The sequence below is a fragment of the Arthrobacter sp. Y3223151 genome, assembly GCF_059091125.1.
Genome location: NZ_JBNHGI010000003.1, coordinates 16,068 through 36,828, shown reverse-complemented (window position 1 = coordinate 36,828; position 20,761 = coordinate 16,068). Strand labels below are relative to the sequence as shown.

The following is a 20,761-nucleotide window of genomic DNA, read 5'->3' as shown; positions in this document are numbered from 1 at the left end:
CCGCTAGCGGCGGCCGGCCAGGGCGTCCTCGCGCCCGCCGAGGGCCGCCTTTTCCTCGGCGACCTTGGCGTCGTGGGCGGCACGGATGGCGGTGTGCTCCGGGTTGCGGCGCAGCAGCAGGTAGCCGACGCCGAGCGCGACGAACCAGACCGGGGTGAACAGCAGGGCAGCCAGCGTGTCCGGCTGGGTGGTCAGCGCCCAGAGGATGAAGGCGAAGAAGGCCATGACCACGTAGGGCATGAACGAACCGCCCGGCATCTTGAACTTGCTGGCCTCGTGCAGCTGCGGCCGGCGGCGGCGGTACACGATGTAGCTGACCAGGATGATGGTCCAGACGAACATGAAGCAGAGCGCCGAGACCGTGGTGACCATGGTGAACGCCTCGGAAACGCTGCCCTCCGCATAGAGCAGGACCACGCCGGCGAGCAGGAACATGCAGGAGAACAGCAGCGCGCTGCGCGGCACACCCCGGCTCGAGAGCTTGCCGAAGCGCTTCGGGGCATCGCCCTCCAGCGAGAGACCGTAGATCATGCGCGACGTCGAGTAGATCCCCGAGTTCGCCGACGACGTCGCCGAGGTCAGGACCACGAAGTTCACGACGCCGGCCGCGCCGACGAGGCCGGCGAGCGCGAACATACCCACGAAGGGGGATTCGTCGGCGTTAAACCCGGTCCACGGCTGGACGGCCATCAGGATGATCAGGGCGCCTACGTAGAAAATCAGGATGCGGATCGGGATGGAGTTCACCGCCCGCGGCAGGTTCTTTTCCGGGTCCTTGGTCTCGGCGGCGGTGGTGCCGACCAGCTCGATTCCGACGAACGCGAACACGGCGATCTGGAACCCGGCCACGAAGCCCATGAAGCCGGTGGGGAACATTCCGCCGTGCTCCCACAGGTTCCCGAAGGAGGCGCGGACGCCGTCGTGCTCGAAGTTAGTGATGATCATGACCAGCCCGACGACGATCAGGGCCACGATGGCGATGATCTTGATCAGCGCGAACCAGAATTCGGTCTCCCCGAAGGCCCGCACGGTAGGCAGGTTCAGCGCGAGCAGAAGCAGGATGCAGGCGAGCGCCGGGATCCACAGCGGCAGGTCCGGCCACCAGAACGCCACATAATGGGCGATCGCGACGACGTCGGCGATGCCGGTGACCACCCAGCAGAACCAATACGTCCAGCCGGTGAAGAACGCCGCCCACGGTCCCAGGATGTCGCCGGCAAAGTCGCCGAAGTTCTTGTACTCGGTGTTGCTCAGCAGCAGCTCACCCATCGCCCGCATGACGAAGAAGAGCATGAAGCCGATGATCATGTAGACGAAGATGACCGACGGGCCGGCGACGGAAATCGTCTTGCCCGAGCCCATGAAAAGCCCGGTGCCGATCGCACCGCCGATGGCGATCAACTGGATGTGGCGGTTGGATAACGACCGCTGGAGGTGCGGTTCGGTGCTGGTGGCGCTCACTATGTTCCTTACGGGTGGGACTGTGTAGCTGCGGGAGGTTCCGCTCAAACCGGTCCGACGCAGGCTCCATCGCCCATCCGGCCAGACCGATAGCAGGCCCCCCGCCGCTCAGCCCGGAGGGGCCGACTGGGTGACCTACGCCACGAAAACTTATCCGCCGCGGCTCGCGTGGGTCAAATCGAGAACAATCGGGAACATCGTCCCGGCTGGCCCGCGTGGAAACGCGCGGTGAACAATGGCCGGCTTTCCGCCTGCCGGCCGGTGGGCCGCGCTCTGCCGGATATAGTCGGGACGAAATAACGTTTCATCGAAAGAGTCGGTGTCGATTATGAGTGCGAGCGTCGGGGTCTTGAAGGGCGCGCTGGGAGTGGTTGCCGCGCTGGCCATGTTCCTGCCGCAGCAGGTGCCGGCTTCGCAGGTGCCCGTCCCGCAGACGCCAGCTTCGCAGGTGCCGCAGCAGGTGCCGGCTTGGCAGGTGTCCGTCCCGCAGGCTCCCTCCGCAGGATCTGAGGAGGCCGTGCCGGTGATGCTGATCCTGGACGCTTCCGGCTCCATGCTCAATCCCGACGCCGACGCCAGGGGCACGCTGCGGATGGACGCCGCCAAGGCCGCCGCCTCGGAACTGGTGGAGACCCTGCCGGCGGGATCGCAGCTGGGCCTCATGGTCTACGGCACCAACACGGACAGCTCCCCGGAAGCCCGCGCCGAGGGCTGCAAGGACGTGAGCGTGCTGTCCAAACTGGGCACCGCAGATCCCGGAGAACTTCTGGATCAGATCGACTCGATTAAGGCCGCCGGCTACACCCCGGTGGGCGAGGCGCTGCGCCGGGCCGCCGCGGAACTTCCCGACGAGGGGCCCCGCAGCATCGTGCTGGTATCCGACGGCATCGACACCTGCTCGCCGCCGCCGCCCTGTGAGGTGGCGAAGGATCTGGCCAAGGACGGCGTGGACCTGGCCATGCACACCATCGGGTTCAAGGTGGACGCGCAGGCGCGCAAGGAACTCGAATGCATCGCTAAGGCCTCCGGCGGCACCTACGCCGATGCGGACAACGCGGACACGTTGCGCGAGCAGATGGTGATCAAGACCGTGCGCGCCCTGAATCCCTACGACTTCGCCGGCATCCCGGTGACCGGCGGGAAGAGTGCGGCCGGCGCGGCGGACGTGTCCGCCGGCCAGTATCTGGACACCTTCGCCACCGGCAGCAAGAGAACTTACGACGGCGGCACGCGCAAGTTCTATAAGGTGCACTTGGATGACGGCGAGCGCCTGCACGTCAGCGCCTCCCTGGTGATGCCGATCAAGGCCGGCAGCATGTCGACTTACAGCAGCCTTGAGCTGGAGGTGCTCGGCCCGGACGGGCAGGAATGCCTGACCCCGGTCCGAGAAGCCCGCGACGAGGCCCGGCTCTCCGACGGCCCGGTCACCGCGGTGCTGTCCACGCCGGCCATGGGCAGCGGCGACAAGGAGTGCCTGGAGTCCGCCGACGGCGGCGACCTGGTGGTCAGCGTGACCCGCAGCGGTCCGGGCTGGCGGGACGACGCGTTGCCCATGGAGCTGCTCTTCCTGACCGAGCCAGAGGCCGACACCGCCGGCCTGCCCGAAGCCTACGACTCGGTGACCACGCTCGACCTGCTGAAACCGGGCACCAAGCCGCAGGAGACCACTCCGGGCAACAGCTTCAATTCCGCTCCCGAGCTGGCAGCGGGCAGCTACACGGCCACCCTCATCCCCGGCGAGGTGCACTTCTACAAGGTGCCGGTGGACTACGGGCAGCAGCTGCGCGCCGTCGCACAACTCGGCGACTACGAGAGGGACATTTACAATCCGTCCTACCTGCAGGTGGGCGTTGCCAATCCGCTGCGCCAGCCGGTGACCATCACCGACGGCACCTCCACCGGCGCCTATGGCATGACCTCCATGGCCGATCTTGGGACCACCGTCGCCGCGAACTTCGCCTCGCCGGTGCGCTACCGCAACGCCGCCGAGGGCACGCACGACGTCCGCACCCTCTACCTTGCCGGTGACTACTACCTCCAGGTGGCCGTGGACCCGCTGTACTTCGAGGACGCCAAGGAAACGGAGATCCCGTACACGCTCACCCTGGATCTGGTGGGCGACGTCGAGCCCGGCCCCGGCACGGCCGGGCCCGGCGCTTGGGCCGCGGCCACCGAATCAGCGGTGGCAGAACCGGCGGACCACCAGGCGGGGACGGCAACCGTCGTTGCGGTGGCGGACGACGGCGAAGGCCCGGCTTCGGTCCCGGCCCTCGCCTGGGGCATCGGCGCGGCCCTGGTCCTCGCCGCCGGCGCCGCCACCGCCGTCGTGCTCCGCAGGAATCGCGGCGTGAAGTAACGCCGGGCTACCGGCTGTGGCTGTGGTCGGCGGGGTCCGTCTCGTCGGAAGAAAGCGCCTCGAGGCGCCGGAGGTCCTCGGGATGCAGCCCGGGCTGGTCCCGCAGGGCCTCGAGGAGTAACTTCATCTGCCGGTCCAGGGCCGGCGCGTGTTCGGCGTGGCCCTCGGCACGGACGTGCGCGGTGAGCATGCGCAGGACCCGAAGCAGCGCGGCGACCACCTCCGGCTGGTTCAGGCAGGTCTGGCGGAGCTGGTCGAAGGCATGGTTGATGTATTCGCGGTGGTCCAGGTTCCACGGCTGCACAAGGACCCGGCCTGCTCCGTCCCTCAGCGCCTCAGGAGCAAGCGGGGCGGTCAGGACCGCCCGCAGGAGGCTGCCCAGCCGCAGGATGACCTCCACGGCGGTCGTGGGGTCGTTGACGGCCGGGCTCAACGCCCGCAGGCCGATGTCAACGAGCTGCCGGATGGCGAAGTCGACGTCCTGCAGCATGGCCCGCGCGGCGGCCACTTCAATCGCACCGGCCAGCCTTTCCCGGCTGTGCTCCGGCGGAGCCGGCCACACCGTGACCAGCGGCTCGCCGGCGTGGATGTAGGCCCCCACGCGGGTCTCCATCCGCACCGTCGTACCGGCGGGGACTGCTGCCAGAAGCTGGCCGCTGTCCACCTGGCTGACCCATCCGCTGGCCTGGCTGGGGACGACGGCGGCATCCTCGGGGACAGGGAAGTCTGCGGGGTCCACGCGCTGCAGGCCGGCGGGCACCCGATCGAGGGCGGCAACGACGGCTCGGCCCTCGACCGCGATGACCCGTGCGACGTTGCCCACCTGCAGGCCCCGGGCGAGATGGTCCAGGTGGACGATGATCCCCACCACCGTCACCAGCGTGAGGACGACGGCGATCGTCAGGGATACGCGCGGCGCAGGCTCGGTGGGTTCCCCGCTCAGGCTCGGCAGGATGAGGACGCAGTAAAAGAACGTGGCAACCAGCAGGCCGATCACCGCCTGGCTCAGCCGGTCCCGGATGAACGAGCGCATGACGCGGGGTGAGAACTGATCGCTGGCCAACTGCAGGCTGACCACGGTGAGCGAGAAGACGACGCCGACCGTGGTGATCATCGCGCCGGCGACGGTGGACAGCAACCAGGTGGCGGCGTTGCTGCTCATCGCCAGCGTGAGCGGCACGGCAGCATCGTGGCCGAGGGCGTTGTCGACGGCGGTGGCACCGATCGCCAGGGCGATGCCGGCCAGCATCACCACGGCCGGGAAGAGGAAGAGGCTCTCCTTGAAGCGGTAGCGGAAGGCTGCAAGCCGCAGGCCCCAGGCCTGCCCCGGGGCCCGCTTCACCAGGCGGAAGCGAGGATCAGCGGCGGCTGGCCCGGCAGCGAGCAGGTCAGCGTCAGGGCGGTGGCCGGCCGCTCCTGGGAACCGGGGGCGCGGTATACGGTGAGCGTCAGGGGGGTGGCGTCGATCGTGGTGACGCTGCCCTCGGTGGTGGGCACCGCCGTCGTGGTGGTGGGGACGATGCCGCCGGGACCGCCGCTGCCGCGAACCGGGAGGGCGCCGGACAACGGCTCGAGCTTGCCGTCCACGTCGCGGAACTGCTCCGCGCCCGATCCGCCCTGGATGATGACGGTGGCCAGCGCGGTGGCGTACACCGGGTCGGCGCAGGCGTCGTAGATCCAGCGGTCGCCGAGCACGGAGTGGTCCATGGTCTCGGCCAGGAATTGTTCGGCTCCCGGCAGCGGTGCGCCCCGGTAAGTCAGCGGGACGTGCAGCACCGGCCCCGTCCCGGCCCGGACCAGGTGGGTTTCCATGCCGACTTCTCCGGCCGGATCGTCGAAGCGGAAGGCGCCAAGGTGCTCCAGCTCGCCGGCGCTGGCTCCAAGCTGTTGGAACCACGGCTGTTCGGGCAGCCATGCCGCCAGCAGCTCCTGCTTGGTGGGATTCAACACTGCGTCGTAAATGATGGCCATGTTTGTAGCCTACGACGGCAACGCGCAGGATCAACGCCGGGTGCGGCTCCCCTAACGGGAGCCACATCCGGCGTTGATCCGGTGGAACTAGGAGGCGGTGACCTGCCAGAGGTGGTTGTCGGGGTCCGCGAAGACGGCCGAGTAACCCCACGGCTGCCGGCCCGGCTCCATGACGACTTTCGCCCCAGCCTGCCGTGCCGCGTCGGTGGTCGCGTCCACCTCCTCCGGCGAGGCGACCGGCAGGCCGAGCAGGCATTCCGTCTGGTCGCCGGTAGCCATCGGCCGGTTGGCGGTGACCCAGCCGAAGCCCCCGTGCGGTACAAACATCAGCCGCAGGCCCGCGTTGACCTCGAACTGCAGGGGCTCGGGGATGCCGTCGTCGGCGGGTTCACCGACGGCAGCCAGGCCCAGTGCCCGGTAGAACTCGAACGCTGTGCGGCGGTCCGCCGTCGGCAAAGCCAGGACGGCGGGCTGGCCGGATGGCACGAGTGACACGGGTGCTCCTTTCGCTCGCGGGCTGCCCGGACTCAGACGGACGCGGGCTCGGCGAGGATGGCGTCGATCTGGCCCATGGCTCCCTGCATGCCCTCGACCATCCCCATCTCGAGCATCTTCTCCAGCTGCTCGGCGGACTCGAACCTGGATTCGGTGGTCATCCGGGTGCGGCCGTTGATGGATTCCAGCGTCACGGTGGCGTAGGTGGTGCCCATGTCCGGCGCGGGCTGGCCGTCGTCGTCGGCAAACCCGTCCTCGAAGGCCAGCCGGTGCGGGGCCTCGATGGCGGTGAATTTCCACCAGCCGCCGGCCGTCTCGCCGTCGGGCCCGGTCATGTAGTAACTGGCCCTGCCGCCGGGAGTGAACTCGTGCTTGTCGAAGGTGGCGGGCCACTCGGGCGGTCCCCACCAGCGTTCCAGCTGGCGCGGGTCTTCCCAGAGCTGCCAGACGCGCTCGACGGGTGCGTCGAACTCGGCCACGATGGTGAACTTCAGGCCCTCGAGGTCCTGCTTGGTGTCGGTGATCGGCATGACGGTGTCCTTCCTATCCCTTGGCTATCCCTTGGCGAGAATGTCCTGGATCCGGTCAACGCGTTGGCGCCAGAGCATCTCGTATTCGTCGAGCAGGCGACGCGCTCTTCGCACCCCTTCAGGATGAGGCCGCACCATCTGCTCCCTTCCGCGCTTCTCCTTAACCACCAGGGAAGCCCGTTCCAAGACCGCGACGTGTTTCTGTACCGCGGCGAAACTCATCTTGTACCCCGCCGCCAGACCCGACACCGAGAACTCGCCGGTGAGCACCCGGGCGACGATGTCGCGGCGGGTAGCGTCGGCGAGCGCCTGGAAGAGGCGGTCCAACTCGAGGTCACTGACTTGATCTACAACCATTTGGTTGCAGGTTAGTCCCTGGGGCGGCGGGCGGTCAAGGGTTTGGGTGTGAAAACGGTTGAATAGCGCACAGCATCACCGGTGGCGGCCTGGTGATCACCGCTGCCGCGGTTGCGGTGCATGGGCATAAGGCGGGGCGTCAGGCGTGCGGACGGCTTGGACCGCGAAGGTTGCGGGCGGGGCGTAGAATTGATTGGCCACATTTTCAGGCCGGCCGTCTCCCTCCAGCAAGGTTGTTTTTCCCATGCCGCAATTCGCGTCCGCGCTCGCGCGTGGCTTGACTGTCCGCCACATCCGTTTCATGGCCCTCGGCTCCGCGATCGGCACCGGCCTGTTCTACGGCTCGGCCGCCGCGATCCAGGCTGCGGGCCCGGCCGTGCTGCTGGCCTACGCGATCGGCGGGGCCGCGGTTTTCCTGGTCATGCGGGCGCTGGGCGAGATGGCGGTGCGGCACCCGGTTTCCGGGTCGTTCGGCCAGTACGCCAGCCGCTACCTGGGGCCGTTCGCAGGGTTCATCACCGGCTGGACGTTCGCGTTCGAGATGGCCATCGTGGCGATCGCGGACGTGACGGCGTTCGGCATCTACATGGGCTTCTGGTTCCCCGAGGTGCCGCGCTGGATCTGGATCCTCGCCGTCGTGTTCTTCATCGCCGCCCTGAACCTGGTCAAGGTCAAGGTGTTCGGCGAGACCGAGTTCTGGCTGTCGCTGGTCAAGGTTGCCGCGATCATCGCCATGATTGCCGGCGGCGCCGCGATCATCGTCTTCGGGTTCGGGCTGCCAGACGGGGCCAACCCGGGACTGGAAACCATGCTGGGGTCCGGCGGCTTCTTCGCCAACGGGTTCTGGGGGCTGCTGGCCTCCTTCTCCATCGTGATGTTTGCGTTCGGCGGAATCGAGACCATCGGCATCACAGCGGGCGAGGCAAAGAACCCGAAGAAGGCGATCCCGGGCGCGATCAACACGGTGCCGGTGCGGATCCTGCTCTTCTACGTCTGCACCCTGGCCGTGCTGATGATGATTTCGCCATGGGACCGAATTGACGGTTCCACCAGCCCGTTTGTGCAGATCTTCGACATGTTGGGCATCCCCGCCGCCGCGCACATCCTCAACGCCGTGGTGATCACCGCCGCCATTTCCGCCATCAACTCCGACACGTTCGGCGCGGGGCGGATGATGTACGGGCTGGCCGAGCAGGGCCATGCGCCGAAGGCCTTCGCGAAGATTTCCCGGCATGGGGTGCCGTGGATGACGGTGGCGACGATGGCCGCGGTGCTGCTGGCCGGCGTCGTGCTCAATGCGCTCCTGCCGGAGTCGCTGTTCCTGATTGTTGCGTCGATCGCGACGTTCGCCACCGTCTGGGTCTGGCTGATGATCCTGCTCTCCCACATCGCGATGAAGCGGGAGATTGCGCGGAAGGGGCTGCCGGCGTCGGAATTCCCGGTGCCGTTCTGGCCGGTGGCGTCCTACCTGGCGCTGGCGTTCATGGTGTTCATCGTGGTGCTGCTGGGCATCATGCCGGACACGCGGGTGGCGCTGCTGGTGGGCTGCGCGTGGATCGCCCTGCTGTTCGTGGCCTACCGCTTCGGAGTCAAGGGCGCCGGGCGGCGCCGCGCGGAGCTGGTGGACGAGACCGGCGTGGACGTGGCCGCGGAACAGTCGCGGACGCCGGCGGAGCAGTAACTCAGGCGCCGATGACCAGGGAGCGGGGCGCGGCCTGCTCGGGGAACAGGTAGGCGCTGATGGCGTGTGCGATCTTGCGGCCGCCCTGGACGGAAGGCTCGATCGGGTTGGCGTAGTCGGCGTCTTCGGGACAGATGAGCCTCAGGTCCACCAGCGCCAGCCCCCGGGCGAAGACGGCCCGGGTGATGTGGTCGTTGAACAGGGCGGCAGCCGACCGGATGATCCGCTGGTCGGGCCCGGAGGGCGGGGTGTCGTAGATGGTGCAGGCCGCCGTCGGCAGTCCGGTGGCCGCGACCGCATCCAGCATCGCGCCATAGCCGGCGCCGAACTTATCCTGGGCATCGGCGAACATGGCCAGGGCTTCGGCCGCCCACACGGCCGGTTCATTGAGCAGGTAGGCGAAGCCCAGGGCGTCGTTCCCGCCGACGCTGATCACCAGGTGCGTGGCGTCCCGCGGGAGGGAGCGGAGCTGGCCGGCGACCCCGCTGATGACGGCGCCGTCGAGGGCCAGGAGCGTGGCCTGCCACCCGCGCGGCAGCCGCCCCCGAAGGTGCGTCACGACGTCGGGGCCGCCGGCAACATAGGCAGCGTTGTCGAACACCGAGTCGCCGAGCAGCACAACGTGGCCGGTGTTGCCGGATGCGTCAGGTGCCATGTCGCCCTCCTGAACCGGGGTCGGTGAGGCTTTTCGGGCCGGCGGGCGGGTACTCGGGCCGGTGAGCACACCTTATCCCCCGTCCGGGACAACCCGGTAGGTTCGCGCCCCGTCCTGGTTGGCCGCCGGGGGCGGGCAACGCGCCACAGGCCAGGGGGCGAAAGAACCCGGGTGCGATACTACGCACCCGGGTCCTGTTGCGGATTACTCCTCGCTAGCCGAGGTAGAGCACTTCCTCCAGCGGCTCCCCCGCGGCGATCCGCTTCAGGATCGCCGGCTCGGCATCGTCCGACGCAAGGGCGGAATCGACGACGGCGGCTGCCACCTCGGGCGACAGCACCACCACTCCGTTCTCATCGCCCAAGACGATGTCTCCGGGATTCACCGTGGTGCCGCCGATGGTGACCGCGACACCGAACTGCGACCGGCCGGAACCGTGCCGCTTCGTGGTCAGGCACGTGGTGCCGCGCGCGAACACCGGCAACGCCCCGCCGTCGTGCACCGCCTGCAAATCCGTGAGGTCGGTGACCGGACCGTCCACCAGGATGCCCGCAGCACCGCGTGCCCGGGCGGCGGCAGACGTGACCGCACCTACCGGGGCATGGCTCCGGTCCCCGTTCAGGTCCAGAACCAAGACCTCGCCGGGACGAAGCCGGACCAGCGCCTGGTTCACGGCCACGGCATCTGCATCGGGAATCAACGCGGTGGCGGCGACCCCCATCATGCGGACGCCCGGCACCATGCTTCGGATGTCTCCGCTGCAGAAGCCGTCCTCAAGGAAGTGGCCCAGGGTGGGAAGACTGACCCGGCCCAGTTTCAGCAACAACTCATCCATGGTCTGCCCCCGGAACCACTGCCACGCACTCGATCTCCAAGGACACGCCCCACAGGCTGACGCACACCGATGTGCGGGCCGGCCGGTGCGGGCCGAAGTACTCGTCGTACACGGCGTTGTATTCCTCGAGCTGGTCCGCACTGGTCAGGTAGGTGTTCACCTTGACCACGTGCTGCAGGCCGCTGCCGGCGTCGACCAGGATCGCTTCCAGGTTCCGGATGGTCTGGCGCACCTGCTCGGAGAAGCTCTCCGGCTGGTCGGCCAGGCCGCCCGGTCCCGCCGGGATTTGCCCGGAGGTGAAGACAAACCGTTCGCCACCACCGCCTGGGAGTAGGGTCCGACCGGCCCCACTGCACCCGGCGCGGCAGTGATTCGGCGAATACTCACGATTCCGCCTTGGCAAATGCCTTCACGGTGTCCGTGTTGTCCACGGCGTCGATGTCGCCGTGGCGGGTCTCCGTCAGCAGGTACAGCGCGATGAGGGAGAGTACCGCGGCGCCCATGATGTACCAGGCGATGGACGTGCTCTGTCCGGTGGCCGCCAGCAACGCCACGGTGATCGCGGGAGTCGCCGCGGAACCCAGCAGGCCGGAGAGCATGTAGGACACGGACAGTCCCGAGTAACGGACCTTGGACCCGAAGAGCTCGGCGAGGAAGGTCGCGATCGGTCCGTAGTTGGCGGAGAACGCGAGCATCATCAGGCCGTAGGCAACGAAGAGCATCGGCTCGGATCCGGAGTTCAGCAGCCAGAAGAACGGGAAGGCCAGGAGGGCCTCGGCGATGATGCCGGCGAAGATGATGGGCTTACGGCCCACGCGGTCCGAGAGCCGCCCGAAGAAGGGGATGGCAACGAACGCCAGCGCGCAGGCGAACATGACCACCCAGAGCATCTTGTCCTTGGAGTAGCCGAGTTCCGCGGTGCCGTAGTTGACGCCGGAAGCCACCAGAAGGGTGAAGGTGCTGCCCGTGGAGAGGGTGGCGACGCCGCCCAGGATGACCTGCTTCCAGTAGCGCTTCATCAGGTAGGCGAACGGAAGCTTGGCCTTGGCCCCGGTCTCGCGGACCATCTGGAAGGACGGGGTCTCCTCGATGTTGAGGCGAATGTAGATTCCGACCGCAACCAGGACGGCGGAGAGGAGGAACGGGACGCGCCAGCCCCAGCTGAGCAGCGCCTCGTCGCTCATGGTGGAGGCCACGATGAGGAAGGCGACGTTGGCCAGCAGGGTTCCGATCGGAACACCGATCTGCACCATGGAGCCGAAGAAGCCGCGGCGGTTCTCCGGCGCGTGCTCGACGGTCATGAGCACCGCGCCGCCCCACTCGCCGCCGAGCGCCAGCCCCTGGATGAGCCTGAGCAGCAGGAGCAGGAGCGGCGCCGCCACACCGATGGTGTAGTAGTCCGGCACCAGGCCGATGGCGAAGGTCGCCGCGCCCATGGTCATGAGCGAGATCAGCAGCATGGACTTGCGGCCCAGCCGGTCGCCGAAGTGACCGAACAGGATGGCCCCCACCATGCGGGCAAGGTAGGCCGACGCGAAGGTCAGGAACGAGAGGATGGTGCCGACGGCGCCGTCGAGCTCGGGGAAGAAGATCCGGTTGAACACCAGCGCGGACGCGGTGCCGAAAAGAAACAGGTCGTACCACTCGACGGTGGTGCCGATGACGCTTGCCGTGGATATCTTCCGCATCTTCCGGCGGTCCAAGCGGGCCGCGGCCGCGCTGGTGGGTGTCACATGCTGGGACATTGCATCTCCAATAGGGGTGCGAGGTGGGTCGGCGGCAGTGCCGCGTTCTCGTGCGTGAGCGCATTCGAATCGTTTACCCACTATCCCGGCGTGTAGTGCGCCTCACAATCGCTAAGCACACACGTTTCGGGCGCCGGGGCTGGGCATCTGCACACCCGCGCCGGGGCCGCCCCTTCAGGCCCCCGGGACTTGCCTCATGCCCAGGCGACAACCGCGCGGGCCGCCTCCACGGGTTTCATCAGGTCAACGCCGGTCAGGTCCTTGAACCGCTTGAGCCGGTTCAAGATGGTGTTGCGGTGGCAATAGAGGTGTTCGGCGGTTTCGGTCACGCTCCCGTTCCGCATAAAGCAGAGCACGGTTTCTTCCAGCCGGTCGCGTTCGTCCGGCCGGCAAGCTGCCAGCTGTGCCTCGAGTCCGGCCCTGACATCGATGCCGATTCCTGCCATCCGCAGGCGGGTCAGGCGGGTCCAGTTCTCATCGACGGTCAACGGTTGCCGGTCACTGCTGTTGACCAGATCGCTGAGCACGGCGGCGATCCTCGCCGCCGGCGTCAATTCCCCGAGTCCGAGCACGGGACCGTGCACGCCGCAGGGCACGGACGCCAGCGGGGCCGGAACCCGCACCCCGCCGAGGTCCCCCATCCCCTACGTCTCAGGCCAGAACACGTACGTGTACTTGTCCGCCTGATGCAGGAAGGCCGGTGCGCCGCGGTGTGAGTAGGACGCGAGCTGCCGCAGCGCCGCGGCGGCTTTCCCCTGCGCGGCGGCTATTCCGAAACGGCCATCCGGGTTCACATCAAATGCCGTGGCAAACCGGTTCCGGGTCTCCGGCAGCTGTCCCTCCGGCCCGAACAACGCGGCCACGAACTCGTGCCGCACGTCCGCTTCCTCCCGGGCCATGATTATGCGTTCGGCGAGATAGCTGGAATGGGCGGCGGCGGCGTAGTCGTCAACAACCTTCCAGACCGATTCCACCCGGCTTGTCAGCATGGCGGCGTCCTCGGGGCCCGACAGCGCAAGCAGGCTGCCCCAGATCACCGGAAAGTCGAGGCGCACGGCGGAGATCAACGCCTCGGGCGGCACACCCTGACGTGCCCGGCGGGCGCCCAGTTCCTCCGCAAACTTCAGCAGGTCAGGATAGGAAGCAGGTTCCTTCAGGCAGTCCAGGATCAGCTCGAGCGACCCCGCCGCCGTCGACTCCAGGTCGTCGGGGCCGACCAGGTCCTGCGCGTAGCCGGGGATGCTCCGCACGCGGTTGACGAAATCTGTCTTAAGCGGCCCGGCCTGCTGCCGCAGCCGCGCCACCAGCCCGGCCCAGGCCCGGTCGGACGTCTCGTCAAGGACTGTGTGCATGAGCACAGTCTAAACGCGGCAAAGGGGTTGGCTTCAGCTAGTTACTTCGCATCTGGCGCCTGCCAGCATGGAACGAGACAAAGACCGAAGGAAGGGAACAGCGTGAGCACTACAGCCATGCCAGAGGCCGGCAGGTCCGGCAGCGCAGGCAACGCCGGCGCGGGCATCAGCGCGGGACATCTGATCGTGGCGCAGCTCGAGGCGGCCGGGGTGAAACGTGTCTACGGCGTCCCGGGCGAGAGCTTCCTCGACGTCTTGGACGGCCTGCACGATTCCCCGATCACCACCGTGGTCACCCGCCACGAGGGAGGCGCCGGGTTCATGGCGTTGGCCGAGGGCCGGCTGACCGACCTTCCCGGCATCGCCATGGTGACGCGCGGGCCCGGCGCGGCGAACGCGTTCATCGCCGTCCACACCGCCTACCAGGACGCCACCCCCCCCTGGTGCTCTTCGTCGGCCTCATCCCCGTGGCTGACCGCGGACGTGAATCGTTCCAGGAGTTCGACATCCACGCCTGGTTCGGCAGCACCGCCAAGAAGGTATTGGTCCTCGACCATGCAGCCTCGGCGGCCGCCGTGGTGGACGACGCCATCCACACGGCCCTCAGCGGCCGGCCCGGCCCGGTGGTCATCGGCCTGCCCGAGGACGTCCTCACCCACCTGGTCCCGGGCGGGACCCCCGTAACCCCGCGCGCCCTGGCGCGCACGGCGCCGTCGTCGTCGGCCCTCCAGGAGTTCGAGACGAGGCTGGCGCAGGCCAGCCGGCCCATAATCGTGGTGGGCGGCGAAAGCGGGACGCAGGAGTCCGGCGAGGCGCTGGCCCGCTGGGCGGCCGGACGGGGAATTCCGGTGGCCGCAGATTTCCGCGCCTACGATGCCGTGCCGCACCGGCTCGACGGCGGCAACAGCTACGTGGGGTCGCTCGGTTACGCGCGCAGTGACGCGCTGGCTGCACGGTTCGACAAGTCGGACCTGCTGGTGTTCATCGGCTGCCCGCGCGCCGACGTCCTCAGCGACGGGTACACCGCCGGCCTGGACGCCGAGACCGTCGTGGTGATGCCCGGCGATACCCTGGGGCACTTCGGGCGGCTCGACCAGCACATCGTGGCCGATCCTATTGCGTTCACCGAGGCCCTGGCCGGGCTCGCGGCGTCCGGCGCCGCCGAGCCGTCCTGGCTGCCGGACGCACGCGCCGAGTACGAGCGCTTCAGCTCCCCGGTGCCGCTCGACGGCGGCCTGGGCGTGGACCTGAACGAGTGCATGGCGGTGCTGCGCGAGGAACTGAACGACGACGCCGTCATCACCTACGGCGCCGGAAACCACGCGCTGTGGCCGGCACGCTACCTGCCGCACACGGCGGCGGACTCCCTCGTTGCACCGCGCAACGGCGCCATGGGGGTCGGCATCCCTGCCGCCGTGGCGGCTGGATTGATTTTCCCCGGCCGGCAGGTGGTCTCCGTGGCCGGCGACGGCTGCTTCCTCATGAACGGGCAGGAGTTCGGCACGGCCGCGGCGTACGGCAGCGCACCGGTGGTCATCGTGGTGGACAACGGCTGCTTCGCGACCATCCGCGAGCACCAGGAGCGCAGCTATCCGGGCCGCCCGTCGGGCACGGAGCTGACCAACCCTGACTTCGCGCAGTGGGCCCAGTCCTTCGGCGGCCACGGCGAGCGCGTGGAACGGACCGCGGATTTCCGCGCTGCCTTCCGCCGTGCCGTCGACAGCGGCAAACCCGCCCTGCTGCACGTGCTGCAGGATCCATCCGTGCGGTCACCCCAGACCAGAGAACAGGAAGACGCGCGATGAGCGAACAAAATTCTCACGAAGACGCATGCTTCTTGCGGGACTTCGAGGTGCTGAGCGGGTTCGGGGCGACGGAGAACGGCGGGGTCCACCGAATGGCCGCGTCGGCGGCTGACGGCGAGCAGCGGCGGTGGTTCACCGAACTGCTGGAGGCGGAGGGCTTCCGCGTGGAATTCGACCAGGTAGGCAACCAATTCGGCCTGCTGGAGTTGGTGCCGGACGCGCCGTACGTTGTGGTGGGCTCGCACTTGGACTCCCAGCCGACCGCGGGAAAGTACGACGGCGCCTACGGGGTCCTCGCCGCCGCGCACGCCGCCTTCCGGCTGGCCGCCGAATGGCGCTCCTCCGGCGTCGTGCCGCAGCACAATCTGGCCGTCGTGAACTGGTTCAACGAGGAGGGTGCGCGGTTCAAGCCCTCGATGATGGGCAGCTCGGTCTACACCGGAAAAATGACCGCCGCTGCCGCGTTGGCGGTGGAGGACCCGGCCGGCATTACGGTCGCGGAAGCGTTGCAATCCATCGGGTGCCTCGGGTCCGGCACGGGGCCGGCGGCGGCCTACTGCGCCGAGATCCACATCGAGCAGGGCCGGAGCATGGAGCGCGACGGCGTCACGATCGGCCTGGTGGATTCGAACTGGGCGGCGAACAAATACGAGTTTGTGGTGCACGGCGAGCAGTCGCACACCGGTTCCACGGTGATCGCGGACCGGAAGGACGCCCTGCTGGGGGCCTCGATGCTGGTGGTGGCGGCCCGGGAGATCGCGGACCGGTTCCCCGGCGTCCTGCACACCTCCGTGGGCCAGCTCGACGTGTATCCGAATTCCCCCGTCGTCGTGCCGTCCCGGGTGAACCTGTTGCTCGACCTGCGCTCTGCCGACGAGGCGGTACTGGCCGAGGCAGACGACATGCTGCACGAGCGGATGCTTCAGATCGAGCGGGCCGCGAACGTGCGGATCGAGAAGGGCGGCTCCCACTGCTGGCCCGTGATGCCCTACCAGCCCGAGGGCGTGGAGCTGGCCGAAAAGGCCGCGGTCGACCTCGGCCTGTCCTATCGGAAGGTGAAGACCTTGGCCGGGCATGACTCGACGAACATGAAGGACATCGTTCCAACGATCATGCTGTTCGTGCCCTCGGTCGAGGGCATCTCGCACAACGAGCACGAGTACACCCGGGACGAGGACATCGTGGCCGGCCTGCACATGCTCACGGACGTGGTCCGGCGCCTGTGCCACGGCGAGCTGGACCGCGCGGAATAGCCGGCCCGCACTCTTTGTTGACGTGTCCATGAAGATTGAGATCTGGTCCGACATTGCCTGCCCCTGGTGCTTCATCGGCAAGCGCCGCTTCGAGACGGCCCTGGAGGGCTTCGAACACAAGGACCAGATCGACGTCGAATGGCGCAGCTACCAGCTCGACCCCACCCTGCCGGAGCACTATGACGGCACCGAGACCGAGTACTTGTCCCGGATCAAGGGCATGCCCCAGGACCAGGTCAAGCAGATGTTCGGCCACGTCACGGCGCAGGCCGCGGGCGAGGGCCTGAACTACGACTTCGACTCCGTGGTGGTGGCCAACAGCTTCACCGCCCACCGCTTCCTGCATCTGGCCAAGGAGCACGGCGTGATGGACGGGGCCAAGGAGGCCCTGCTGTCCGGCCATTTCGAGCATGGCAAAGACATTGGCGACGCCGAGTATCTGGTGAGCATCGGCGTCGAACTGGGTCTTCCTGAAGCGGAAATCCGCGAAACGCTGGCGGGCGACCGCTTTGCCGCGGAGGTCCGCGCCGACATCGACGAGGCCCGCGCGCTTGGCGTGAACGGGGTGCCGTTCTTCGTGCTGGACCGCAAGTATGGGATCTCCGGGGCGCAGCCGGCCGAGGCGTTCGCGCAGGCGATCCGGCAGGCGTGGAACGAGCGCAGCCCGCTGACCGTGCTGCCGCAGTCGAAGACCGACGACGGCGCGGTGTGCGGCCCGGACGGCTGCAACTGACCTGACCTTCCGGAACCGGCGGGCTGCTTCTCGGAGCGGCCCGCCGGTTTCTTGTGTCCTGCGACTTTTTTGTGTCCTACGACCCGGGGTTGCCGGGCGGGTTGTCGAGCACGGTGGGGACGTACTCGAGCAGCTGGAGCCGCCCGTCGAAGGTCCGGCTGTCCACCATCTCGAGCGAGACGTCCGGGTAGCCGTCGTAAATCCGCTCCCGGCCGGTGCGGCCCGTGATGACCGGGAAGACGACCAGCCGGAACCGGTTCACGAGGCCCGCGGTCAGCAGCGACCGGCTCAGGCTGAGGCTGCCGAGGGTGCTGAGCTGCCCGGTCCCGGTGCGTTTCATCTCCGCCACGGCCGCCACGGCGTCCCCGGTGACCAGTTCCGAGTTCGGCCAGGTCAGCGGCGCCTGCAGCGTGGAGGAGAAAACGACCTTGGGCACGGCGGCGAGGCCGGTCAGGCTGGCGCCCTCATCCTCAGAGAATTCCGCGGACCCGGCCGCGGCCTGCTCGGACATGCCGGACATCAGCCGGTAAGTGTTCGCGCCGAGGAGGAAGGTGTAGTCCTTCTCCCCCTCCTGCTCGAGCCAGGCCAGATACTCCGGGCCCTCCAGCCCCCACCATCCGGGCCAGCCCACGGCCGAGGCATAGCCGTCCAGCGAGATGATCAGGTCCACCATCAGGGTCGCCGATCGCGCCTGTGCAGCTGCCTCGCCCATCGCCCGCTCCTCGCTCTGCTCGGCGCTTGGCCGACATGCTACTCCCGAAGCGACAGGTTGTTGAAGGTGCGGGCGCCCCCCGCCTGGAGTTTCCCGTGTCGAACCTCACATCGCTGCCACCGGCGTAAACAGGGACCCCCAGTAGAGTGAAAACGCTTGGCACCTCGTCGCCGAAGATTCTGCCACGGACCCTCTTGAGTTGCCTGACGGCACACTGCCGCCCGCGAAGGTCTGGTTCCCCTAACAGTGGCGACCGCCGCCCCCTTGGGCGACCGCGGCGAAGCACCCTGGCTGCACACTGCGGTTCCATCGGCGTGTGCAAGTGCATGTACTGCTTGGATGGCCGACGCTACGGCTCGACTGGGAGAGGAGATAGCGGGTTGAATCAGCAACCGACGAGGCTCTGGACCAAGAACTTTATTCTGGCCATCGTCGTCAATCTGTTCATCTCCCTGGTCTTCTACCTGCTGATGACCACCATGGCGCTCTACGCCGTGGATCGGTTCCAGGCCTCCGACACCGCCGCCGGTTTCACCTCCAGCGCGTTCGTGCTCGGTTCGGCCTTCGCACGGATCTTCGCCGGGCGGCTGCTGGACGTCGTGGGCCGCCGAAAGATGATCCTGGCGAGCATGGCCGTGTTCGTGGGCGCCTCGCTGCTGTACGTTCCCACCGGTTCACTGGCCTGGCTGATGGTGCTTCGCATCGTGCACGGCATGGCCATCGGCGCGGGCACCACCGCGGTGGCTGCCTCGGCCCAGGCCCTCATCCCCCACACCCGGCGCGGCGAGGGAACCGGGTACTTTGGCCTGTCCACCACGCTCTCGACGGCGGTGGGCCCGTTCGTGGGCGTGCTGCTGGCGGGGCTGGGCAACTACGACGCGATGTTCTACTTCTGCGCCGCCGCCTCGGTGGTTGCCCTCGTGGTGGCCCTGTTCCTGCGGGTGCCGGAACTGCCGGCCGCGAAGCGATCCGGCCGGTTCCGGATGAGCCTGAGCGATATCTTCGAGACGGCGGCCCTGCCCATCTCCTGCATCATCCTGCTGGCCGGGGCCTCCTACTCCGGCATCCTGATCTTCCTGACCTCCTACGCGGAGTCGCGGGGCTCCACCTCCGCGGCCAGCGTCTTCTTCCTGGTCTACGCCGGCGCGGTGCTGGTTTCCCGCCTGTTCGCGGGCCGGATCCAGGACCGCCGCGGCGACAACAGCGTCATGTACCCCACCCTGATCTCCTTCGTGCTGGGGCTGGCGCTGCTGATCCCGGACCCCACCCTCCTGACCATCATCGGCTCGGCGATCTTCAGCGGCATCGGCTTCGGTACCGTCATGTCCGGCGCGCAGGCGATTGCGGTGAAGGTGTCGCCGGCCATGCGCATCGGCACGGCCACGTCCACCTTCTTCCTGGCGCTCGATGTCGGCTCCGGGCTGGGCCCCATCCTCCTGGGCACGCTGGTCCCGGTTCTCGATTACCCGGGCATGTACGCTCTGCTGGCCGTGGTGATGGTGCTGACCACCGTGCTCTACTTCTTCGTGCACGGCCGCCGGAAGGGTGCCGCCGGCGCCGTCGGCGCCTAGGGCGCAGCGCCGCGGCGGTACGACGGGCAGTGCGTGCGGCGGGCAGTGCGTGCGGCGGGCGGTGCGTGAGGCGGCCGGTGCAGCGCCGCGGGCGGTGCGCCGGGCACCCAGGCCAGGCACCGCCGTCGTGCTGGAAGCGCTACTCCTGCTCCGCCGCTTCGCTGGGCGTGGGCGACAGCCGCGGGCAGCTCAGCGTCCCCGGCGTCTGGTCCACCCGGTTGGCCGGCACGAGTTCCTTGTAGCCGGCGCCGACCACCACGTCCACGCTGTCGTCGCCGCGGTCGTCCGACACATATTCTGAGTCAGGAATATTCCGCTGCAGGTTGAATGCGTTGGCTTCGCCGGCCTTGCCCGACACGACGACGGCGCTCATCCCGTAGACGCTCAAGGTCTTGTTGCCGACGGAGCCGATGTCGTAACCGCGGTCGGACAACGCCGCGGCCACCTTGCTGCCCAGGCCCTCCAGCTGCGTGCCGTTGTAGACGTTGAGCCGGAACGAACCGTTGTCCGGGTAGTCGTAGGTGCCGGCCGGGCAGGTGGCCGCTTCCGGCGGCGGCGGCGGACCCCAGCCGGGAACCTTCAGGTCGCCCCGGGCGACGGCCAGGGCCGCGAGCACCGCGGCGATGACCAGGCCGACCAGCAGCACCAACACCACCCCGTGCAGGATCCGCCGGTGGTAAATGTGCGGCTTCTCCACATTGCCGTCGTCGACGAAGACGCGGTCCAGATCCTCTTCGGTGATGACGCGCTGGCCCTGCCAGCTCAGAATCTGCTTGGGCTTGCGTCGGGGTGGCGGCGGTACGCTGGGTTCAGTCATCGACCACCAGGACCCGGGCATGCAGCACGGCCCTCTGGTGGAGCGCCGTGCGGACCGCGCGGTGCAGTCCGTCTTCCAGATAAAGGTTTCCCTGCCACTGCACCACGTGCGGGAACAGGTCCCCGAAGAACGTGGAGTCCTCGGCCAGCAGGGCATCGAGGTTGAGCGTCGACTTGGTGGTGATCAGCTCGTCCAGGCGCACTTGGCGCGGCGGCACCTCGGCCCAATCCTTGGGGCTGACGTGGCCATGTTCGGGGTAGGGGCGGCTGTCGCCCACGGCTTTGAAGATCACGAACCCAGCCTAAGGAAGTCCGCCCGCGAAGGAAACGTGCGCCCCAGCGTGCCGCAGACCCGTAGCCAAAAGGTTACGGTCCGTTTGCTGCACGTCTTGGGGTACGCATGCCTCGCACTGTCAGGCCGCTGCCTCCCGCC

At 68.1% G+C, this 20,761-nt stretch carries 21 protein-coding genes and 1 pseudogene; 7 read left to right on the top strand and 15 right to left on the bottom strand.

Going from position 1 to position 20,761, the window contains the following annotated elements:
* Positions 1 to 3: 3 nt before the first annotated feature.
* Complete coding sequence (cycA, locus tag AC5RUP_RS06120) at positions 4 to 1,461, bottom strand: D-serine/D-alanine/glycine transporter (RefSeq protein WP_494158377.1); 1,458 nt, start codon at positions 1,459 to 1,461, stop codon at positions 4 to 6.
* A gap of 328 nt (positions 1,462 to 1,789) precedes the next feature.
* Between cycA and AC5RUP_RS06115 the strand changes: the two genes are divergently transcribed.
* Entirely contained in the window at positions 1,790 to 3,817 is a 2,028-nt protein-coding gene (locus AC5RUP_RS06115) for a vWA domain-containing protein (RefSeq protein WP_494158376.1), read from the top strand.
* A 7-nt stretch (positions 3,818 to 3,824) separates the two neighbouring features.
* On the opposite strand, the gene AC5RUP_RS06110 is transcribed toward AC5RUP_RS06115, so the two are convergent.
* The 5 genes from AC5RUP_RS06110 to AC5RUP_RS06090 form a co-directional block, all read right to left on the bottom strand.
* Positions 3,825 to 5,159 carry a DUF2254 domain-containing protein gene (locus AC5RUP_RS06110; protein ID WP_494154032.1) on the bottom strand — a complete coding sequence of 445 codons (1,335 nt, stop codon included), beginning with the start codon at positions 5,157 to 5,159 and terminating at the stop codon, positions 3,825 to 3,827.
* Entirely contained in the window at positions 5,156 to 5,788 is a 633-nt protein-coding gene (locus AC5RUP_RS06105; RefSeq protein ID WP_494154033.1) for a CG0192-related protein, read from the bottom strand. Before AC5RUP_RS06105 ends, AC5RUP_RS06110 begins: the two co-directional genes overlap by 4 nt.
* Before the next feature lie 87 nt (positions 5,789 to 5,875).
* Positions 5,876 to 6,283 (bottom strand): VOC family protein, encoded by a 408-nt coding sequence (locus AC5RUP_RS06100; RefSeq protein ID WP_494154034.1) that lies wholly within the window; start codon positions 6,281 to 6,283, stop codon positions 5,876 to 5,878.
* Positions 6,284 to 6,315: 32 nt separating this feature from the next.
* Positions 6,316 to 6,813, bottom strand: a complete 498-nt coding sequence (locus tag AC5RUP_RS06095; RefSeq protein ID WP_494154035.1) for an SRPBCC family protein — start codon at positions 6,811 to 6,813, stop codon at positions 6,316 to 6,318.
* Positions 6,814 to 6,837: 24 nt separating this feature from the next.
* Entirely contained in the window at positions 6,838 to 7,170 is a 333-nt protein-coding gene (locus AC5RUP_RS06090; protein ID WP_493977146.1) for an ArsR/SmtB family transcription factor, read from the bottom strand.
* A 244-nt stretch (positions 7,171 to 7,414) separates the two neighbouring features.
* Here AC5RUP_RS06090 and AC5RUP_RS06085 point away from each other — a divergent pair, with 244 nt between their 5' ends.
* A complete protein-coding gene (locus AC5RUP_RS06085) occupies positions 7,415 to 8,851 on the top strand; it encodes an amino acid permease (RefSeq protein ID WP_494154036.1) in 1,437 nt (478 codons plus the stop codon).
* A gap of 1 nt (position 8,852) precedes the next feature.
* Here AC5RUP_RS06085 and AC5RUP_RS06080 read toward each other — a convergent pair whose 3' ends face one another.
* The 6 genes from AC5RUP_RS06080 to AC5RUP_RS06055 all read right to left on the bottom strand — a co-directional run bounded on the left by AC5RUP_RS06080 (position 8,853) and on the right by AC5RUP_RS06055 (position 13,438).
* The gene (locus tag AC5RUP_RS06080; RefSeq protein ID WP_494154037.1) at positions 8,853 to 9,506 is read right to left on the bottom strand and encodes a GDSL-type esterase/lipase family protein; all 654 of its coding nucleotides are present in this window, start codon (positions 9,504 to 9,506) and stop codon (positions 8,853 to 8,855) included.
* 214 nt (positions 9,507 to 9,720) lie between these two features.
* Positions 9,721 to 10,341 (bottom strand): RraA family protein, encoded by a 621-nt coding sequence (locus AC5RUP_RS06075; protein ID WP_494154038.1) that lies wholly within the window; start codon positions 10,339 to 10,341, stop codon positions 9,721 to 9,723.
* The gene (locus tag AC5RUP_RS06070) at positions 10,334 to 10,744 is read right to left on the bottom strand and encodes a RidA family protein (protein WP_494154039.1); all 411 of its coding nucleotides are present in this window, start codon (positions 10,742 to 10,744) and stop codon (positions 10,334 to 10,336) included. The genes AC5RUP_RS06075 and AC5RUP_RS06070 overlap by 8 nt, the downstream gene beginning before the upstream one ends.
* The gene (locus AC5RUP_RS06065) at positions 10,725 to 12,086 is read right to left on the bottom strand and encodes an MFS transporter (RefSeq protein WP_494154040.1); all 1,362 of its coding nucleotides are present in this window, start codon (positions 12,084 to 12,086) and stop codon (positions 10,725 to 10,727) included. The genes AC5RUP_RS06070 and AC5RUP_RS06065 overlap by 20 nt, the downstream gene beginning before the upstream one ends.
* 194 nt (positions 12,087 to 12,280) lie before the next feature.
* Positions 12,281 to 12,727, bottom strand: coding sequence for a helix-turn-helix domain-containing protein (locus AC5RUP_RS06060; protein WP_494154041.1), 447 nt, complete (start codon positions 12,725 to 12,727; stop codon positions 12,281 to 12,283).
* A 3-nt stretch (positions 12,728 to 12,730) separates the two neighbouring features.
* On the bottom strand, positions 12,731 to 13,438 hold the full coding sequence (locus AC5RUP_RS06055) for an RsbRD N-terminal domain-containing protein (RefSeq protein WP_494154042.1): 708 nt from the start codon (positions 13,436 to 13,438) through the stop codon (positions 12,731 to 12,733).
* Between the two features lie 117 nt (positions 13,439 to 13,555).
* Here AC5RUP_RS06055 and AC5RUP_RS06050 point away from each other — a divergent pair.
* From AC5RUP_RS06050 to AC5RUP_RS06035, 4 genes and pseudogenes are all read left to right on the top strand, one after another.
* A pseudogene (locus AC5RUP_RS06050) lies at positions 13,556 to 13,816 on the top strand (thiamine pyrophosphate-binding protein); the annotation flags it as partial.
* 89 nt (positions 13,817 to 13,905) lie between these two features.
* Positions 13,906 to 15,243 carry a thiamine pyrophosphate-dependent enzyme gene (locus AC5RUP_RS06045; protein WP_494158375.1) on the top strand — a complete coding sequence of 446 codons (1,338 nt, stop codon included), beginning with the start codon at positions 13,906 to 13,908 and terminating at the stop codon, positions 15,241 to 15,243.
* Positions 15,240 to 16,496: a M20 family metallo-hydrolase gene (locus AC5RUP_RS06040; RefSeq protein ID WP_494154561.1), complete on the top strand. Its 1,257-nt coding sequence runs from the start codon at positions 15,240 to 15,242 to the stop codon at positions 16,494 to 16,496. Before AC5RUP_RS06045 ends, AC5RUP_RS06040 begins: the two co-directional genes overlap by 4 nt.
* A 28-nt stretch (positions 16,497 to 16,524) precedes the next feature.
* On the top strand, positions 16,525 to 17,229 hold the full coding sequence (locus tag AC5RUP_RS06035; protein ID WP_494154562.1) for a DsbA family oxidoreductase: 705 nt from the start codon (positions 16,525 to 16,527) through the stop codon (positions 17,227 to 17,229).
* Between the two features lie 76 nt (positions 17,230 to 17,305).
* Here AC5RUP_RS06035 and AC5RUP_RS06030 read toward each other — a convergent pair whose 3' ends face one another.
* Complete coding sequence (locus AC5RUP_RS06030; RefSeq protein ID WP_494154563.1) at positions 17,306 to 17,941, bottom strand: dihydrofolate reductase family protein; 636 nt, start codon at positions 17,939 to 17,941, stop codon at positions 17,306 to 17,308.
* Positions 17,942 to 18,321: 380 nt separating this feature from the next.
* Here AC5RUP_RS06030 and AC5RUP_RS06025 point away from each other — a divergent pair, with 380 nt between their 5' ends.
* Positions 18,322 to 19,512 carry an MFS transporter gene (locus AC5RUP_RS06025; RefSeq protein WP_494154564.1) on the top strand — a complete coding sequence of 397 codons (1,191 nt, stop codon included), beginning with the start codon at positions 18,322 to 18,324 and terminating at the stop codon, positions 19,510 to 19,512.
* Positions 19,513 to 19,651: 139 nt separating this feature from the next.
* On the opposite strand, the gene AC5RUP_RS06020 is transcribed toward AC5RUP_RS06025, so the two are convergent.
* Positions 19,652 to 20,329, bottom strand: a complete 678-nt coding sequence (locus AC5RUP_RS06020; RefSeq protein ID WP_494154759.1) for a LytR C-terminal domain-containing protein — start codon at positions 20,327 to 20,329, stop codon at positions 19,652 to 19,654.
* Positions 20,322 to 20,621: a type II toxin-antitoxin system VapB family antitoxin gene (locus tag AC5RUP_RS06015; RefSeq protein WP_493977152.1), complete on the bottom strand. Its 300-nt coding sequence runs from the start codon at positions 20,619 to 20,621 to the stop codon at positions 20,322 to 20,324. Before AC5RUP_RS06015 ends, AC5RUP_RS06020 begins: the two co-directional genes overlap by 8 nt.
* Positions 20,622 to 20,761: the final 140 nt, after the last annotated feature.

Excerpts from the sequence above, each read along its gene's own strand:
- AC5RUP_RS06105 (WP_494154033.1), bottom strand. The coding sequence starts at position 5,788 with ATGGCCATCATTTACGACGCAGTGTTGAATCCCACCAAGCAGGAGCTG.
- AC5RUP_RS06085 (WP_494154036.1), top strand. The coding sequence starts at position 7,415 with ATGCCGCAATTCGCGTCCGCGCTCGCGCGTGGCTTGACTGTCCGCCAC.
- AC5RUP_RS06060 (WP_494154041.1), bottom strand. The coding sequence starts at position 12,727 with ATGGGGGACCTCGGCGGGGTGCGGGTTCCGGCCCCGCTGGCGTCCGTG.
- AC5RUP_RS06020 (WP_494154759.1), bottom strand. The coding sequence starts at position 20,329 with ATGACTGAACCCAGCGTACCGCCGCCACCCCGACGCAAGCCCAAGCAG.
- AC5RUP_RS06040 (WP_494154561.1), top strand. The coding sequence starts at position 15,240 with ATGAGCGAACAAAATTCTCACGAAGACGCATGCTTCTTGCGGGACTTC.
- AC5RUP_RS06030 (WP_494154563.1), bottom strand. The coding sequence starts at position 17,941 with ATGGGCGAGGCAGCTGCACAGGCGCGATCGGCGACCCTGATGGTGGAC.
- AC5RUP_RS06090 (WP_493977146.1), bottom strand. The coding sequence starts at position 7,170 with ATGGTTGTAGATCAAGTCAGTGACCTCGAGTTGGACCGCCTCTTCCAG.
- AC5RUP_RS06080 (WP_494154037.1), bottom strand. The coding sequence starts at position 9,506 with ATGGCACCTGACGCATCCGGCAACACCGGCCACGTTGTGCTGCTCGGC.
- AC5RUP_RS06055 (WP_494154042.1), bottom strand. The coding sequence starts at position 13,438 with ATGCACACAGTCCTTGACGAGACGTCCGACCGGGCCTGGGCCGGGCTG.
- AC5RUP_RS06065 (WP_494154040.1), bottom strand. The coding sequence starts at position 12,086 with ATGTCCCAGCATGTGACACCCACCAGCGCGGCCGCGGCCCGCTTGGAC.
- AC5RUP_RS06115 (WP_494158376.1), top strand. The coding sequence starts at position 1,790 with ATGAGTGCGAGCGTCGGGGTCTTGAAGGGCGCGCTGGGAGTGGTTGCC.
- AC5RUP_RS06035 (WP_494154562.1), top strand. The coding sequence starts at position 16,525 with ATGAAGATTGAGATCTGGTCCGACATTGCCTGCCCCTGGTGCTTCATC.
- AC5RUP_RS06075 (WP_494154038.1), bottom strand. The coding sequence starts at position 10,341 with ATGGATGAGTTGTTGCTGAAACTGGGCCGGGTCAGTCTTCCCACCCTG.
- AC5RUP_RS06095 (WP_494154035.1), bottom strand. The coding sequence starts at position 6,813 with ATGCCGATCACCGACACCAAGCAGGACCTCGAGGGCCTGAAGTTCACC.